Source organism: Brevibacillus sp. MCWH (assembly GCF_013096935.1).
In the GTDB taxonomy this organism is placed as follows: domain Bacteria; phylum Bacillota; class Bacilli; order Brevibacillales; family Brevibacillaceae; genus Brevibacillus; species Brevibacillus aydinogluensis.
Genome location: NZ_SDLF01000009.1, coordinates 154,637 through 169,514, shown reverse-complemented (window position 1 = coordinate 169,514; position 14,878 = coordinate 154,637). Strand labels below are relative to the sequence as shown.

Sequence of the window (14,878 nt, the reverse complement as noted above, 5' to 3'; positions counted from 1 at the left end):
ATCTGATAACGACCTTCGGCCTGTTGCTTGTTCAGCATGCTTCCACCTCTACAAAGTGTTGAATGTCATGTTTATTCGACAAAAAAGCGTGTAGACCTTGTACCTTTGGTACTTTGTCTACACGCTGAAAGCGGCTTCTTCAGCCGCTTCGTTGACAGATGGGAAAACTTGGCGGAATAATTAAAATGTTTGCAATCATGTCGTAAAACGTTGGAGGTTTGCATGAGCAGAAAATGGTTCACCATGCCCGCCGCCGTCCACCTGTTTCTCCGGCGGGGAAACGAGCTGCTTTTGCTGCGCCGCTTCAATACGGGCTACGAGGACGGCAACTACAGCGTCCCTGCCGGACATCTGGACGGCGGAGAGGAAGTGAAGGCAGCGGCCATTCGGGAAGCAAAAGAGGAATGCGGCATCGACATCGACCCGGCCGATCTGGACGTGGTCGGCGTGATGCACCGCAAATCGACGGACGAGCGGATCGACTTCTTTCTCACCGCCAGCACGTGGTCAGGCGAGATCGTCAACGCCGAGCCGGATAAATGCGACGAGCTGCGCTGGTGCGACATGGACGACCTGCCCGCCAACGTGATCCCGTACGTCCGTCAGGCGATTCACAACTACCGCGCGGGCAAGTGGTTCGACAGCTTCGGATGGGACGAGCAAGGCTAGACGCCGCTCCTCACCGGGCCTTGACCGTTATGAGCCAGGGACCGGCAGCCAGATGTGAAACGACAGAACGCCGTCGCGGTAGTCTGCCTTGATGCTGCCGCCGTGCAGTTCGACGATGCTCTTGACGATGGCCAGCCCCAGCCCGGAACCGCCTGTTTTGCGCGAGCGGGACTGCTCCACCCGGTAAAAGCGTTCAAACAGTCGGTTCAGCGCCTCCGGGGCCATCTCATCTGCCCTGTTGGCCACCGACAAGCGGATGCCGTCTGCCTCTCGGGCGAGCGTTACGCCGATGCTGCCCGGTTTTTTGCCGTACTTGATCGCGTTGCTGAACAGGTTTTCCAGCACGCGCACGAACTTTTCCGGGTCCACGCTGACGTACAGCCGTTCGTCGGGCAGCGCTTTGCAAAAGCTGAGCTGCTGTTCCTCCGCCAGCGGCACGTACTCCTCCACCAACTGCTCCACCAGTTCGTTCATGCAGATGGTCTGCCGATAGAGCTGGACCCCTTGGCCGCTGAGCGTGGTGTATTCGAACAAATCCTCCACCAGCCGCTTCAGATGTTCCGCCTTCTCATAGGCGATCCGCGTGTACTCCTGCTGCTCCAGCCCTCCTGCAGGGTGGTCTTTCAGCAGGCGCAGGTAACCGAGCACCGAGGTGAGCGGCGTGCGCAAATCATGCGAGACATTGGTGATCAGTTCGTTTTTGGTCTTCTCCGCCTGCCGTTCCCGTTCGATGTTTTCCTGCAGATCCTGCGCCATCCGGTTGATGTTGCGGGCAAGCGAGCCCAGTTCGTCTTCGCCCCGCACCTCGACGCGGTGATCCAGCTTGCCCTGCGAGATGACGAGCAGGCTGTCGGCCAATTCCTCGATATAGCCTGTTTTCCGCCTGGTAAACCGATAAAACAGATAAATTAGGACAACTAAAAACACAGGCACAGAAATCATGTTGACCCCTGTGCTCTCATAGCGGATGTTCGCCTCCGGCATCCCGCGGGCGATCAGGTAGCCTTTTTGTCCGGCCAGTTCCACCGGGTAAAAGGCGACAAACTCTTGGGGGTGGAACACGTTGAGATCAAGGCGCAGCTCCATCGCCCTGCTGATGACGCTGTACAAATCGACCTGGCTCTCTGTGGCCTTGGCGGACTTGAGCAGCACCTTGCCATCCAGGTTGACCAACAGCATCCGCAGCCCGACATCCTGCTCGAAGTTGTCCAGCATCGGCTGCAGGGCCGATATGTCCGTTTCGCTCTGATCCCGGATGATCGTGGCCAGATGCCTTGTCTCCCAGTCCATCCGCTGCATGCTTAGGGTGTAGTCGACGTACGGCCGCTTATACAGCGTCTCGGTCATCCCGTGGGCGAGAGTCGCCGCCAGGAGGGCAGCCAGCAGGCAAAAAACAAAGGTGGTGATCAACTGCAGGCGCAGGCTCCGCCGAAAGTGTTCCACGGCGCGCCGAACGGCTTTCATCGTCCAGCGGTACAGGCGGCGAGTCACGTTAAACGGCGACAGCCCTCTAAACAACGCTCTCAATTTTATACCCCACTCCCCACACGGTTTTGATGTATCGCGGCTTACGTGTATCTTCCTCAATCTTTTCGCGAATTTTCCGGATGTGAACCATCACCGTGTTGTCCGACTGGCAAAACGGCTCCTTCCACACCCGCTCGTAGATCTGTTCCGTGCTGAATACGACGCCCCGATTGCGGGCCAAGAGCTCCAGAATGGCAAATTCGGTCGGCGTCAGCTTCACGTCCCGGCCGTTCACTTTCACCTCGCGCGTCGCCGTGTTGATCGTCAAATCGCCGATCTCGATTTCGTCTTCCCGGGCCGTGTATCCCTGATTGAGCCGCAGGTATCGCCGCAGCTGCGACTTGACGCGGGCCACCAGTTCCAACGGGTTGAACGGCTTGGTCATGTAGTCGTCCGCTCCGGTGCTAAGGCCGTAGATCTTGTCCATGTCCTGCGATTTGGCGGACAGCATGATGATCGGCATGTGCTGTTCTTCGCGGATTTTCAGACAGGCTTGAATGCCGTCCAGCCGCGGCATCATGATGTCCAGGACGAGCAGGTGCACCTCGTTTTGCTTGAGGACCTCCAGCGCTTCCATACCGTCAGCCGCCTTCAGCACGCGATACCCCTCGTTTTGCAGGTAAATGGCGATCAGGTTGCGGATCTCCTCGTCGTCATCCACGACCAGCACAGTGATTTCCTCCACTCTCATTTCCCCCCGTGGTTGATTCTGTTTCGACGGACACGGCCCAGCACTTCTGCCTGATCAGCCAGTACGCCGCCCCGATGCACAACAGCGCGGCCAAGGTAATCCGGCCGTACATTTGCACGCCTTGGGCGATCACGTCCAGATGGCGGCCAAACAGGCGGCCGGCCCAAAAATAGTTGATGGTCCAGACGAATCCGGTGGGCAGGGCGTAGATCGCGTAGCGGCGCAGCGGCATGCGCTGGATGCCCACCAGATACGGCACCAGATGGCGCACGACCGGAAAGAAGTAGCTGAGGCAGAGCGCCCAACTGCCGTACTGCTCTATCAGCTGCTCCGCTTTGGTCAGATAGCGCTTGCCTTTGCCCTTGCGGACGACCCACTGCAGAATCGGTGCACCTACGTTATACCCCAGCACGTACCCGAGTGACAATCCGGAAACAACACCCAGATAGACGGCTGCAAACGCCGGCAGCGGGTCCAGCCACCCTTGGGCAGTAAGGGCCCCAGCCGACATGACGATCATCTCGTCGGGAATCGGCATGCCGACAATGCCCAGCCACAAGGAGAAAAACAGCGCGAAATACCCGTATTGTTCCACCATCTGTGTCAGGAAGTCAGCCGGCATCGTGATTCCCCCGCTTCCGGCAGACGTAGACAAACGCAAACGGAAGATTGAGCGGCACAAAGCGGATCTCCACGCGGCCAAACCGCGCCGCCAGCTGCTTTCTCATCTGCAGCGAGTATTGGAAACAGACGAACACGCCCCCGGGCCTCAGCGCCGCTTCCACCTGGTCCATGATGGCGTCCCGCAGTTCCTGCGGAAAATTGGCAAACGGCAGCCCGCACACCACCGCGTCCAGCCGTTCGATGCCGCATCTTTCCATGATCCCGGTCAGCTCCCGCGCATCCCCGCCGACATGCAGGTCCGGATAACGCGCGGCCAACTGCCGGCGCATCCCGTCATCCTTCTCCAGAATCAGCGCCGTACAGCCGGGTTGTTTCAGCTCACGGATCATCCGGGTAAACACGCCCGTGCCCGCCCCCAACTCCGCCACGGCTGTCGCTGTCGTCCAGTCAATCGGCGCCAGCATCCGCCGGGCAAGCTGGCGGGAACTTGGCATGATGCTGCCGACCGTTCGGGGCGAGCGCAAAAACTTGCCGGCAAACAGCAGCCCGTCCGCAATCGGCCCCCGTCCCGACGTCGGCATGCCTATCCGTTCAGACGTGCCTTTCATCATTCCTGTCACTCCCTCTCTTTGTTGTCCCTATCCTATCGCGGAAACCTTAGCAAAAAGAGAGAGAAATGCTTAAGAATTTCTGAAGATTGCCGGCGGTGGCCTGAAGCGGATCTTGCTGCATACTTCTCCAGTCATAAGAAAAAACAGTCTTTCTAGACTGTTTTCCTCTTGCGCAGGGCAGCCAGCGCCTGCACCATCTCCTCCTTGTCGATGATGCCGAGCTGATACAGTTCACGGATTTCGTCTTCGATCAACAGGAGGTCCCCCTCCGGGTCGCCGGTGTAGATGAACAGACCATATCGCTGCAAAAAGGCATTCAGGTCGAAGTCGTCCGGCCGTTCCTTCAACGCTCTCCCTCCAGATCGGCCGCCATGCGGGTCAGCACGGCATCGTAGTCAAACTCGACGGCAAACCCGGTGATAACGATAATGTTGGCGTGCGGGTACGCTTCCTGCCAGGCGGCCTGCTCCTCCGGTTTCAGCCCGACGATGTACAGCGGATCGCGGGACAATTGCTCGTCTTTCGCCAGCAGCCGTAAAAACTGATGGCACTTTTCCTGTTCGACAGCGGCGTTGAGGACGATGACGCATCGCTCCACTTCGCCTGTTCGGCGCATCTCCTGCATCATCTGAAACGTCTTGGCTGAAGGCACCAGCGCGTTCAGCTCGGGAAAGCGGTCAAGCAGTTCGTCAAGCCAGTCGTCTTCTTCCCATGCCAGGTAGTAGATCAGTCCAGTAGACATCATAGACAACCCCTTATGTGCAGATAGATCGCAGTTCAATTTAATATGTAACTTCCTGTTAGTATATCACGTCGGCGGAGCATCGTCGTCCCCGTGAATCGCTTGACTTCGACAAAACCATCCCGTAAGGTGGATACAGCATGACAAACTGTTTGGAAAGAGGTATGGTTCACGTGAAAAAGAAGTACCTTTCCCTGCTGTTTTTGGTCGCCTTCCTCACCATGCTGGGGTTTGGCATCATCATACCGATCCTTCCGTATTTCGCCGAAGACGTCGGCGCCTCTTCACTGCAGATCGGCATTCTGTTTGCCAGCTACAACATCATGCAGCTGTTGTTCGCTCCCATCTGGGGCATGCTGTCCGACCGGATCGGGCGAAAACCGTTGATCGCCTTTGGCTTGTTCGGATTTTCCGTCACCTTCATCCTGTTCGGCCTGGCTGAAAGCTATGCCGAGATGCTGGCCTACCGGATCATCGGCGGGATCGTCTCAGCTGCCGCAATGCCGACGGTCACGGCGATGGTGGCCGACCTGTTTCCGCCTGATGAACGGGCGAAAGGTATGGGCGTGATCGGGGCCGGAGTCGGCCTCAGCTTCGTGTTTGGTCCCGTTCTCGGCGGCCTGTTGAGCGGATGGGGCTTTGGCGTTCCGTTTTTCGTCTCCGGCGGCGTGGCGCTGTTGACGTTTCTGATCATTCTGTTTGCGCTGCCGGAAAGCCTGCCGCGGGAGAAGCGGACGGGCAGTTCCCGGGTCAAGCGGGGGAATCCGCTGACTGCCCTGTTTGGACCGCTCTCGCTTTTGTACGGCATCATGTTCATCGTCTCGTTTGCCTTTGCCGGTCTGGAGACGACCTTTGCCCTCTACATAAACGATTTGTACGGGTACTCATCGAAAGACCTCGGCTACATGTTTCTCGTCATGGGGATCATCTCCGCCTTCGTGCAAGGTGGACTGATCGGCAAAATGGTGAAATCGCTGGGCGAGCCGCTCGTCCTGGCCATCGGCCTGATCCTCTACGGCATCGGTTTCTTTGCCATTCCGCTGGCCGCCAATTTCTGGGCGCTGACACTCACGCTCTCCCTGTTCGGAGCGGGGCAGGGCATGATTCGCGCTACCGGTACGGCAATGATCACGCAGCGGACCACCCAGGGCCAGGGTGTCACCAGTGGAACGATCAGCTCCATCGACAGCCTGGGACGCATCCTCGGTCCGCTGGCCGGCGGTGCCGTCTACGAATGGTACCAAAGCGGTCCGTTTCTCCTCGGCGGCATCTTGATGGTCGTCATGCTGATCTTGTTCCGCGCCCGCTACCACCGGCTGCCGGAGCCCAGCGCCCAAGCGTAAGATGACTACCATCCTTTTGTAATCGAATACCCTGTGAAAACGGGGAAGGCCTGGTCAAGTCCGTGCCTTCCCCGCAGCTGTTTTTTAATGACCAGCATAATGAGCAGCGTTTGCCTGCTCTCCCGTCTAGCCCTCCTGCCGCTCCATCCACTCGCGGTACAGAGCGTCGATCTCCTCCGTCAAGCGCTCCAGCTCCTGCTGGTAGTCGATCAGTTTCCGGTAGTCCGTCTCGCCGCCGGACAGCAGGGCCGTCACCTCATCCCGCCGGGCTTCCCGCGCGGCAATCGCCCGTTCCAGTTCCGCCAGCTTGTACAGGTTGGGCCGCTTGCTGGAACTGGCCGGTTTCATCGTGTGCGGCATTGTTTCAGAATGCGGGCTCTGTTCACGCTGCAGCGGCTCCACCGCTTTCCGCTTGTTCTCCGCTGTCCGGCTGGCTGCCCCGCTGAGCCGCTGTCTTCGTTTTTCCCGCGCTTCTTCAAAGGTGCCCTCGTAGTGGACCAGCCGGCCGTTTTCCACCCAGTAAACGCCGTCCACCATCTTTTGCAAAAAGTACCGGTCGTGGGAGACGATAAGCAGTGATCCCTGAAAGTCGGCCAGCGCCTCCTCCAGCGTTTCGCGCGCCTCGATGTCCAGGTGGTTGGTCGGCTCGTCCAGCACCAGCAGGTTGATGTCCTGGTGCATCAACTGCGCCAGCCGCAGGCGCATCCGCTCCCCGCCGCTTAACTGGCTGATCTTTTTGAACACCTGTTCGCCGTAAAACATAAACGCCGCCAGCCGGTGACGCGCTTCCGCCTCGGAGACGGCCGCCGTCTCGCGAAACACGTCGATCACCCGCTGCTCCTGGTCCCCCTCCAGCGCCCGCTGGGAGAGATAGCCGAGCTTTACACTGCTTCCGATCCGTACCGTACCCGCGTCGGGCGGAAGCTCGCCCACCATCATCCTGATCCACGTCGACTTGCCGCAGCCGTTGGGCCCGAGGATCGCTTTTCGTTCGCCGTACCGCAGCAGAAGAGAGGCGCCGTCAAACAGCTGCTTTCCCCCGAACGACTTGCTCACACCCTCCGCGACCAACACCTCTTCGCCGCTCCGCTCCGCCTTGTGAAACTCCAGGCCCATCCGCTTCGCTTCCAGACGGGGCCGTTCGATCCGCTCCAGCCGGTTCAGCGCCTTTTCCATGCTTTTCGCCCTGCGGTGAAACGCCTCGTTGGGAGGATTGGAGCGGTTGCCCCACTCCTTCAGCCGTTTGATCGCTTCCTGCATCTTTTTGATCTTTTTCTGCTGCTCCTGGTACTCGGCAAACTGGTGCAGCAGCCGCTCCTCCCGCTCTTTGACGAAGGCGCTGTAGTTGCCGGTGTAGTGTTCCACCACGCCTCCGTCGAGGTGGTAGATGGAACTGACCACAGCGTCCAGAAAGCTGCGGTCGTGCGAGATAATCAGCACCGTTCCCGGATAGTCGCGCAAAAATCCCTCCAGCCACTCCATCGCCTCCAGGTCGAGATGGTTGGTCGGCTCATCCAGGAGCAGTACGTCGCTCTGTTGGCAGAGCAGTTTGGCCATCCCGGTCTTGGTCTGTTCCCCTCCGCTCAACCGCGAAAAAGGCGTGGACAAAAATGCCTCGGAGAGACCCAGGCCGTCCGTCACCTGTGCCATTCGGGCTTCCCACTGATAGCCGTCCAGCCGCTCAAACTCGGACTGCAGCGTCTGGTAGCGCCCGATCAGCCGCTCCAACTCACGATCCGCTTCACTGACGCGGCTCATCTCCTGCTCCAGAAAACGCATCTCTTCCTGTATCGCCAGGACGTCGCCAAAGGCGCTGGCGATCACGTCCCGCGCCGTCCATTCCGGCGGATACTGCGGCGACTGCGGCAGGTAGGCCCAGCGGATGCCCTTCGCCCGAAATACCTCTCCCGCGTCGGGCTGCTCCAGGCCGGCCAACAGCTTGAACAGCGTGGTTTTGCCGGCGCCGTTCGGTCCGACGATGCCGATCCGCTCCCCCGCCTTGATTTCCAGCGTGACATCCCGCAGAACGGGGTCGATTCCGAACGACTTTTGCACGTGTTGGGTTGCGATGATGATCATGAAAATACGCCTCCTTGGGTTGTGCCACCGCCCTGCCCGACAAACAGGTCCGGCCAAGCGGGCCCGCTCCCGCTCAGGAAACGTGAATATCGCCTCCTCCTCCGGGCCACACAGGCGCCGTCGGCCGTTTTTGGACGCAAAAAAGCCGCAGGCCTACACCTGCGGCATCGTTGCACAATCGGACAGACGATGGGTTATCGATGCATGGTACGCCTTGGTTGATTCCGCTCAATTGTATGGCTAAAAAAGGGCAGACTACCCCCTTGGCGGAATTCCTCATGCGTCATGCTGGTAACTTCTACCACAAACCACGCTTGAACGGCCCCAAACACGTACCTGCACCTCCTTGCCCAAGATAATCGCACCAATCGTTTCTATACTTCCTACTTTACAGTATCCGGTTTGGAAAAGGCAACAAAAAACCGGACCCTCATCGGCCCGGCTGGATCTTCTGCTGTTCAAACAACGGCTGTTTCGTATCGGCATCGTAAAACTGGATGGTCGTGTTCGGCGGCAGTTTCACCCGGGCGACCAGATACGGATAGGTGATCACCTGGGCGTAGAGCCTGCCCGGTTCCGGCTTGGTCTGCTTGACGTACACCTTGAGCTGCTCCAAGCTCCACTCCGTACCGGTCACCTTCAAACCGTAACCGGGATTGGGCGCCTGACCGAGGGCGATCACGTACAAGTCACCCAGGTTGTGCACGCCCCGCTGCTCCTTCACCTTCTGGACAAATGCTTTCTCCTCTGCGCTCAATTGCCCGTTCTCAAGCACTTTGAACGCATCATCGTCTCCTTTTGGCTTCACGATATCCACCTCCTTCGTGGTTGGGTTCCATTGAATCGAAAGCCCCGCCTGTTCGATTACCCAGCGAAGCGGCAGATAGACAGTGCCGTTGTACTCCCGGGCTCCGTGCTCGATCGTGGTCCACTTCCCGTCGACGGCCACCTCGCCGGTGTTCAGCTTGAAAGCAAGAGTCCTGTTTGATGGCAGCGACAGCACCCCTGTATTGCCCTCCACCTTCCAGGCGGCTTGCAGAAACTCGCTCACATCCGCCGCAGCCGCATAGGTTCGCTGGTTGACTGTAATCGCCTCGTGCTTCCATTGCACGGCGTGTCCGTTCACTGTGATCTTGGCGGTTACATCAGCCACAGCCGGAACGGTGAGGAGCAGTTGCAGCCCGACGGCGCAGGCCACAGCCTTCTTCCATTTCATGCGCAATTCCTCCAATCTGTTACATCTTGTGTTGCTGTTTACCTTGTATGACTGCTTGGAGATGGGAAATGTTTCATGAACATCCAAAACCGCTTCGACCATAGTCAGCGGATCAACATACTGCCCACCATCAGCACGGCGGGAATCGTCAAGAGTGCGAGCAGCGTGGAAAAGACCGTCGTCATCGCCCCCATCTCCTCATCGGCCGCGTACCGGGCGAACAGGATGGACGCCATCGCCACCGTCGGCATGGCCACCTGAACAATCGCGACGCGGGTAATCTCCGTGTCCACGTGCAGTTGGGACAACAGCAGCGCTGCCGAGAGCGGAAACACAAACAGCTTGAACGTGAGCGGCACGCCCAACAACGGCAGGGACACCTGCCGCTTGTTGCGCAGGAGAAGCGGCAGCAGCATGCCGATGTAGAGCATCGCCAGAGGAGAAGCCAGCCGGGCCAGCGCTGCAGCCAGCTGTTTCACCGGTTCCGGCGGCGTCAGGCCGGACATCGCAAAGCCGAGACCGGCAACGATGGCGATCATCGGAATGTTGACCATCGCTTTCAGTCCCTTCAGCGAGAAGCTCCCTTTCTCCTGCAGCATCATCACCGCCACAGTCCACATGACAAAATCAAGCCCGGCGTCAAAGACGGCGGCGAGCACCGCCCCTTTCGGCCCAAACAGGGCAGCGCACAGGGGAAGGCCGATAAATCCAGTATTGCCCAAACCGGAGAGAATAGCCAGTTCACGCCGCTTTTTGGCAGATAGCGGCAGCGTTCGCGCCCCCAGCCAGCCGATGAGAATGCCCAGGCAGTTTAATAGTACAGAAACAGCGAATATTCCGAAGATTTGCAGCATGAGACGATCGTCAATCGGCGTTTGAAATACCCCGTCTAATATGATGCAGGGCATCGCCACATTGACGATAATCGTGATCAGGAGCTGGCGGGAATCGGCCGCGAGCGGCTGGCGGATGCCGATCACCGCACCGATGCCGATGATCGCCGCCATCACCAGGATCGATTGAATAAGCGTGTTCATTTCCATCGTCGACGACCTCCGGTGCCTCGTCCCTGTGCTACATCTCTACCGGCTGCCAGGTGAGGCCGTTCGGTTCTCCTTTTTCGCAGGTGCGCAAAATGTCGCCGCAGACGGGAATTGCCTGCTCCAGCGGTACACACCAAGCGGCGGGAAAAGCCACCTCGCTGCCTTCGATCGTCAGGGTAGTCATGACGGCTGCCGGCTTGTCCTGCGCCAGCACGTAATGGCGCTCGACTGGCTCGTGTTCTTTCCACTGCACCAGGACGAGTCCCTGATTTCCGCCGGCCACCACCAAATCCACGTGGTCGCCGTACGCGGCGTGCACCAGTGTCCTGGTCGTGCCGTCCAGTTGGGCGATCGCCTTCAGCACCTCGTGCCAGGCTGTATGGTTTTGCTCCGTGCCAGTTTCGTCTGTATACATGCGCCAGTCGTTTAACATCGTAAAATCTCCTTTTTTCTCTCCGGCCGAATCGCTACGAATGCCGCCGGAGTCCGTGATTCATTGGTGTGATGATGCCAGAAGCAGCAGCCCCCGCTTTCCGGGAAAGGGGGGCTCTTTCACTTCGTTCCTATTGTACGCCTCTTCGTATGCAGACTCAACCACGAACTTCACTGCCGTAACGGTACAGGCAAAGCCAATCTGCCAATCTGGTCCACAGCCATCATGTTCCGCATATGTTGGGTATCCTAAAAAAATGGGAGGCCGGTTGTTTCTGGTCATTGACAAATACGGCAAAGCCTTTTAGTATGATCCCATGAAATTCATATCAACTTAGTGGGGGTTTCTCGATGAAAAAATGGGTTTGTGCAGCTTTAATTACAAGTTTGTTACTCGGTATTACCGGCTGCGGCACGTCTACAACGCCTGCCCAGCCTGAACAATCTGGTGCTTCCAACGGTGAGGCCTCCACGCAAAACCTGCTGGAGAAAGTAAAGGCAGAAGGCAAACTGGTCATCGGCACGGAAGGCACCTATGCCCCGTTTACGTTCCACGATCAATCGGGAAAACTGACCGGCTACGACGTGGACGTCATCACCGAAGTGGCAAAACGGCTCGGCGTGGAGCCAGTCTTCCAGGAGACACAGTGGGACGCGATGTTCGCCGGTCTCGACGCCAAACGCTTTGACGTGATCGCCAACCAGGTAGGCATCAAGCCGGACCGCCAGGAAAAATACGATTTTTCCCAGCCGTACTCCGTATCCCGCGCTGTCTTGGTGACGCACAAGGACAACAACACAGTGAAGGACTTCTCGGACATCAAAGGCCTGAAAGCCGGCCAGTCGATGACCAGCAACTACGCTGACATGGCACGTGAACTGGGCGCCGAAATCGTCGCCGTCGACAATTTCAACAACGCCATCGATCTGATTTCCACCAAGCGCGTTGACGTCGTGATCAACGACAACCTGTCCGTCCTCGACTTCCTGAAACAGAAGCCGAACACGCCGATCAAGATCGTCAAGGAGAACCAGGAAGGCGTCCCGTGCGCTTTCATGTTCCGCAAAGGCAGCGACGAACTGGTGCAAGAGATCGACAAGGTGCTGGAGAGCATGAAGCAGGACGGCACGCTGAAGCAAATTTCCCAAAAATGGTTTGGCAAAGACATCAGCCAATAACCCAGGTTGGCTCTGCCAAGTGGCACGGCCTCTGATTCCGGTCGGAGTGGAGGTCGGCCACTTTTCTTCTTACAGCCAAGAAATTACAGCCAATAAACGGAGGCTTGACCGGCCTCCATCCCGTTTGTGACGGAGTGAAATCTGGCACATTGACAAAACGGATCAACCCTTTTAGTATGGTCTCAATATTCCAACCAGTCATATTGTTTCAGGGGGATTTTTCCATGAAAACACGATTGGTTTTCGCACTCATCTCCACCTTGCTTTTGGGAGCGGCCGGCTGCAGCTCCGCCAGTCCATCTCCATCCGCCGACACTGCCTCCGCCCCTGCCGAGCAAAAGGCCGAGCAGAACCTGTTGGAAAAAGTAAAAGCGGAAGGGAAACTGGTGATCGGCACGGAAGGCACCTATCCTCCCTTTACGTTCCACGATTCGTCGGGCAAGCTGACCGGCTTTGACGTGGAAGTGGTGTCGGAGATCGCCAGACGCATCGGCGTCGAGCCTGTCTTTCAAGAGACACAGTGGGACGCGCTGTTTGCCGGTCTTGATGCCAAGCGCTTTGACGTGATCGCCAACCAGGTGGGCATCCGGCCGGACCGCCTGAAAACGTACGACTTTTCCAAGCCGTACACCGTATCCACCGCCGTGCTGGTGACCCACAAGGACAACAACACCGTCACCAGCTTTTCGGACATCAAGGGATTGAAAGCGGCGCAGACGCTGACCAGCAACCTGACCGACATCGCCAGAGAAAACGGCGCGGAAATCGTCGCCGTGGAAGGATTTAACCAGGCGATCGGCCTGCTCGTCTCCAAGCGGGTGGACGTCACCATCAACGACGGCCTGTCCTTCCTGGACTATCAAAAGCAGAAGCCGGACACGCCGATCAAAGTCGTCGCCAAGCATCCGGACAGCGCCAAAAACGGCTTCATGTTCCGCAAAGGCAGCAAGGAACTGGTAGACGCCTTCAACAAGGCGCTGGACGACATGATGCAAGACGGCACGTATCTAAAAATCTCCGAGAAATGGTTTGGTGCAGATGTTTCCAAATAGCTTGTTCGACAACCCTGAACGCCTGGAGCGATGGATTGAGATCGCACAGAGCTCGTTTCTTCCCCTGTTGAAAGGAGCACTGACGTACTCGCTGTCGCTGTCCATCATTTCGTTTGCCATCGGCCTGGTGATCGCCGTCCTGACGGCGCTTGCCCGCATCTCCGGCAGCAAGCCGCTGGTGGCCATCGCCCGCGTCTACGTCTCCATCATTCGCGGCACGCCGCTATTGGTGCAGCTCTTCATTCTCTTTTACGGCCTGCCCAGCGTCGGTCTGACCATCGATCCGTTTCCGTCCGCAGTGATCGGCTTTTCCCTCAACGTCGGGGCGTACGCGTCGGAAGTGGTGCGGGCTGCGATTCTGTCCATTCCCAAGGGACAGTGGGAAGCCGCCTATTCGCTGGGGATGACCTACCGGCAGGCGCTGCAGCGCGTCATCCTGCCGCAGGCAGCCCGCGTCTCGGTGCCGCCGCTGTCCAACTCGTACATCAGCCTGGTGAAAGACACGTCGCTGGCCGCCACCATTTTGGTGCCGGAGATGTTCCGCAAGGCGCAGGAGATTACCGCCACCACCTACGAACCGCTGCTGGTCTATTCAGAGGCTGCGTTCATCTACTGGATGATCTGCCTGATCCTCTCCTTCATCCAGGACCGGATCGAAAGCAGGCTGGACCGTTACGTCGCCTAGAAGGGAAGAATGTTGGATGATCGTCATTTCAAATCTTCACAAACGCTTTGGAGACCTGCATGTGTTGAAAGGGGTCTCGCTGACGGTGGAAAAAGGCAAGGTGGTCGTCATCATCGGACCGTCCGGCTCGGGCAAAACCACCCTGCTGCGCTGCCTCAACGCGCTGGAACTGCCGACCGAAGGCAGCGTCCAAATCGGCGAGGTAAAGCTGGACTTCTCCGCCCGCGGCAAAGTGGACAAGGCGGAGATCGCCCGGCTGCGCCGACAGACCGGCATGGTGTTTCAAGGCTACAACCTGTTCCCGCACATGACCGCCCTGCAAAACGTGATGGAAGGGCCCGTCACGGTAAAGAAGGAATCACCGGACAAGGCCAGGGCCAAGGCGGTCTCCCTGCTGACCAAGGTGGGGCTGGCGGACAAACTGGACCACTACCCCGCCCAGCTCTCCGGCGGGCAGCAGCAGCGTGTCGGCATCGCCCGCGCGCTGGCGATGGACCCGCAGGTGATGCTGTTTGACGAACCGACCTCCGCTCTTGACCCGGAGCTCGTCGGCGAAGTGCTGAAGGTCATGAAGGAACTGGCCCTGGAAGGCATGACGATGGTCATCGTCACACATGAAATGGCGTTTGCCCGGGACGTGGCCGACGAGGTGATCTTCATGGACCAGGGACTGATTGTGGAACGCGGCACGCCGGAGCAGCTTTTCACCCGCCCGCAGGAAGAGCGCACGCGTCAATTCTTGCAGCTCCTGAGCTGAGCGATTACCCCTTCGCTTTCGTTCAGCAATCAAAAAGGCTCTGTGTTTTATGCAAAACACAGAGCCTTTTTTGGTTGCAGGGCCCGGAAAGCCGGCAGGCTGTAACATGGAAGCAGCCTTACTTGCGGCTTTTGGAACGTTTACACATTCTTCATCATTTCTCCATCTTGCCGCAACATCTGTGGCTTACCATTGGAAATGTCAGACCCTACCGAAGGACATAACGTC

Annotated in this window: 16 protein-coding genes; 6 read left to right on the top strand and 10 right to left on the bottom strand. The window is 58.2% G+C overall.

Annotated elements, in window-relative coordinates:
* Positions 1-222 precede the first annotated feature (222 nt).
* Positions 223-669 carry an NUDIX hydrolase gene (locus tag ETC00_RS10805; RefSeq protein WP_171566040.1) on the top strand — a complete coding sequence of 149 codons (447 nt, stop codon included), beginning with the start codon at positions 223-225 and terminating at the stop codon, positions 667-669.
* Positions 670-696: 27 nt separating this feature from the next.
* Here ETC00_RS10805 and ETC00_RS10800 read toward each other — a convergent pair whose 3' ends face one another.
* The 6 genes from ETC00_RS10800 to ETC00_RS10775 all read right to left on the bottom strand — a co-directional run bounded on the left by ETC00_RS10800 (position 697) and on the right by ETC00_RS10775 (position 4,864).
* Positions 697-2,196 (bottom strand): sensor histidine kinase, encoded by a 1,500-nt coding sequence (locus ETC00_RS10800; RefSeq protein WP_171566039.1) that lies wholly within the window; start codon positions 2,194-2,196, stop codon positions 697-699.
* Complete coding sequence (locus ETC00_RS10795) at positions 2,180-2,887, bottom strand: response regulator transcription factor (RefSeq protein WP_216369423.1); 708 nt, start codon at positions 2,885-2,887, stop codon at positions 2,180-2,182. The genes ETC00_RS10800 and ETC00_RS10795 overlap by 17 nt, the downstream gene beginning before the upstream one ends.
* Entirely contained in the window at positions 2,850-3,509 is a 660-nt protein-coding gene (locus ETC00_RS10790) for a DedA family protein (protein WP_171566037.1), read from the bottom strand. The genes ETC00_RS10795 and ETC00_RS10790 overlap by 38 nt, the downstream gene beginning before the upstream one ends.
* Positions 3,499-4,122 carry a class I SAM-dependent methyltransferase gene (locus ETC00_RS10785; protein WP_311837529.1) on the bottom strand — a complete coding sequence of 208 codons (624 nt, stop codon included), beginning with the start codon at positions 4,120-4,122 and terminating at the stop codon, positions 3,499-3,501. Before ETC00_RS10785 ends, ETC00_RS10790 begins: the two co-directional genes overlap by 11 nt.
* A 152-nt stretch (positions 4,123-4,274) precedes the next feature.
* Complete coding sequence (locus tag ETC00_RS10780) at positions 4,275-4,469, bottom strand: YqgQ family protein (RefSeq protein WP_171566035.1); 195 nt, start codon at positions 4,467-4,469, stop codon at positions 4,275-4,277.
* The gene (locus tag ETC00_RS10775; RefSeq protein WP_171566034.1) at positions 4,466-4,864 is read right to left on the bottom strand and encodes a hypothetical protein; all 399 of its coding nucleotides are present in this window, start codon (positions 4,862-4,864) and stop codon (positions 4,466-4,468) included. Before ETC00_RS10775 ends, ETC00_RS10780 begins: the two co-directional genes overlap by 4 nt.
* Positions 4,865-5,037: 173 nt before the next feature.
* Between ETC00_RS10775 and ETC00_RS10770 the strand changes: the two genes are divergently transcribed.
* Positions 5,038-6,207, top strand: a complete 1,170-nt coding sequence (locus ETC00_RS10770; protein ID WP_171566033.1) for an MFS transporter — start codon at positions 5,038-5,040, stop codon at positions 6,205-6,207.
* 126 nt (positions 6,208-6,333) lie between these two features.
* Here the strand turns inward: ETC00_RS10770 and abc-f are convergent, their stop codons facing one another.
* From abc-f to ETC00_RS10750, 4 genes are all read right to left on the bottom strand, one after another.
* Entirely contained in the window at positions 6,334-8,286 is a 1,953-nt protein-coding gene (gene abc-f / locus ETC00_RS10765) for a ribosomal protection-like ABC-F family protein (RefSeq protein ID WP_171566032.1), read from the bottom strand.
* A gap of 430 nt (positions 8,287-8,716) precedes the next feature.
* On the bottom strand, positions 8,717-9,502 hold the full coding sequence (locus ETC00_RS10760) for a stalk domain-containing protein (protein WP_171566030.1): 786 nt from the start codon (positions 9,500-9,502) through the stop codon (positions 8,717-8,719).
* Between the two features lie 104 nt (positions 9,503-9,606).
* A complete protein-coding gene (locus tag ETC00_RS10755; RefSeq protein ID WP_171566029.1) occupies positions 9,607-10,545 on the bottom strand; it encodes an AEC family transporter in 939 nt (312 codons plus the stop codon).
* Positions 10,546-10,576: 31 nt separating this feature from the next.
* A complete protein-coding gene (locus ETC00_RS10750) occupies positions 10,577-10,978 on the bottom strand; it encodes an Imm1 family immunity protein (protein ID WP_171566028.1) in 402 nt (133 codons plus the stop codon).
* A 350-nt stretch (positions 10,979-11,328) separates the two neighbouring features.
* On the opposite strand from ETC00_RS10750, the gene ETC00_RS10745 reads away from it, so the two are divergent.
* From ETC00_RS10745 to ETC00_RS10730, 4 genes are all read left to right on the top strand, one after another.
* Positions 11,329-12,156 carry an amino acid ABC transporter substrate-binding protein gene (locus ETC00_RS10745; protein ID WP_171566027.1) on the top strand — a complete coding sequence of 276 codons (828 nt, stop codon included), beginning with the start codon at positions 11,329-11,331 and terminating at the stop codon, positions 12,154-12,156.
* A gap of 224 nt (positions 12,157-12,380) precedes the next feature.
* A complete protein-coding gene (locus ETC00_RS10740; protein ID WP_171566026.1) occupies positions 12,381-13,208 on the top strand; it encodes an amino acid ABC transporter substrate-binding protein in 828 nt (275 codons plus the stop codon).
* The gene (locus ETC00_RS10735; protein ID WP_171566025.1) at positions 13,195-13,893 is read left to right on the top strand and encodes an amino acid ABC transporter permease; all 699 of its coding nucleotides are present in this window, start codon (positions 13,195-13,197) and stop codon (positions 13,891-13,893) included. The genes ETC00_RS10740 and ETC00_RS10735 overlap by 14 nt, the downstream gene beginning before the upstream one ends.
* Positions 13,894-13,909: 16 nt before the next feature.
* Complete coding sequence (locus ETC00_RS10730; protein WP_171566024.1) at positions 13,910-14,650, top strand: amino acid ABC transporter ATP-binding protein; 741 nt, start codon at positions 13,910-13,912, stop codon at positions 14,648-14,650.
* Positions 14,651-14,878: the final 228 nt, after the last annotated feature.

Bases quoted from the DNA above. Each gene is read 5' to 3' on its own strand.
- ETC00_RS10775 (WP_171566034.1), bottom strand. From the start codon at position 4,864: ATGTCTACTGGACTGATCTACTACCTGGCATGGGAAGAAGACGACTGG.
- ETC00_RS10755 (WP_171566029.1), bottom strand. From the start codon at position 10,545: ATGGAAATGAACACGCTTATTCAATCGATCCTGGTGATGGCGGCGATC.
- ETC00_RS10790 (WP_171566037.1), bottom strand. From the start codon at position 3,509: ATGCCGGCTGACTTCCTGACACAGATGGTGGAACAATACGGGTATTTC.
- ETC00_RS10735 (WP_171566025.1), top strand. From the start codon at position 13,195: ATGTTTCCAAATAGCTTGTTCGACAACCCTGAACGCCTGGAGCGATGG.
- ETC00_RS10805 (WP_171566040.1), top strand. From the start codon at position 223: ATGAGCAGAAAATGGTTCACCATGCCCGCCGCCGTCCACCTGTTTCTC.
- ETC00_RS10750 (WP_171566028.1), bottom strand. From the start codon at position 10,978: ATGTTAAACGACTGGCGCATGTATACAGACGAAACTGGCACGGAGCAA.
- ETC00_RS10785 (WP_311837529.1), bottom strand. From the start codon at position 4,122: ATGATGAAAGGCACGTCTGAACGGATAGGCATGCCGACGTCGGGACGG.
- ETC00_RS10795 (WP_216369423.1), bottom strand. From the start codon at position 2,887: ATGAGAGTGGAGGAAATCACTGTGCTGGTCGTGGATGACGACGAGGAG.
- ETC00_RS10730 (WP_171566024.1), top strand. From the start codon at position 13,910: ATGATCGTCATTTCAAATCTTCACAAACGCTTTGGAGACCTGCATGTG.
- ETC00_RS10760 (WP_171566030.1), bottom strand. From the start codon at position 9,502: ATGAAATGGAAGAAGGCTGTGGCCTGCGCCGTCGGGCTGCAACTGCTC.
- abc-f (WP_171566032.1), bottom strand. From the start codon at position 8,286: ATGATCATCATCGCAACCCAACACGTGCAAAAGTCGTTCGGAATCGAC.
- ETC00_RS10745 (WP_171566027.1), top strand. From the start codon at position 11,329: ATGAAAAAATGGGTTTGTGCAGCTTTAATTACAAGTTTGTTACTCGGT.
- ETC00_RS10740 (WP_171566026.1), top strand. From the start codon at position 12,381: ATGAAAACACGATTGGTTTTCGCACTCATCTCCACCTTGCTTTTGGGA.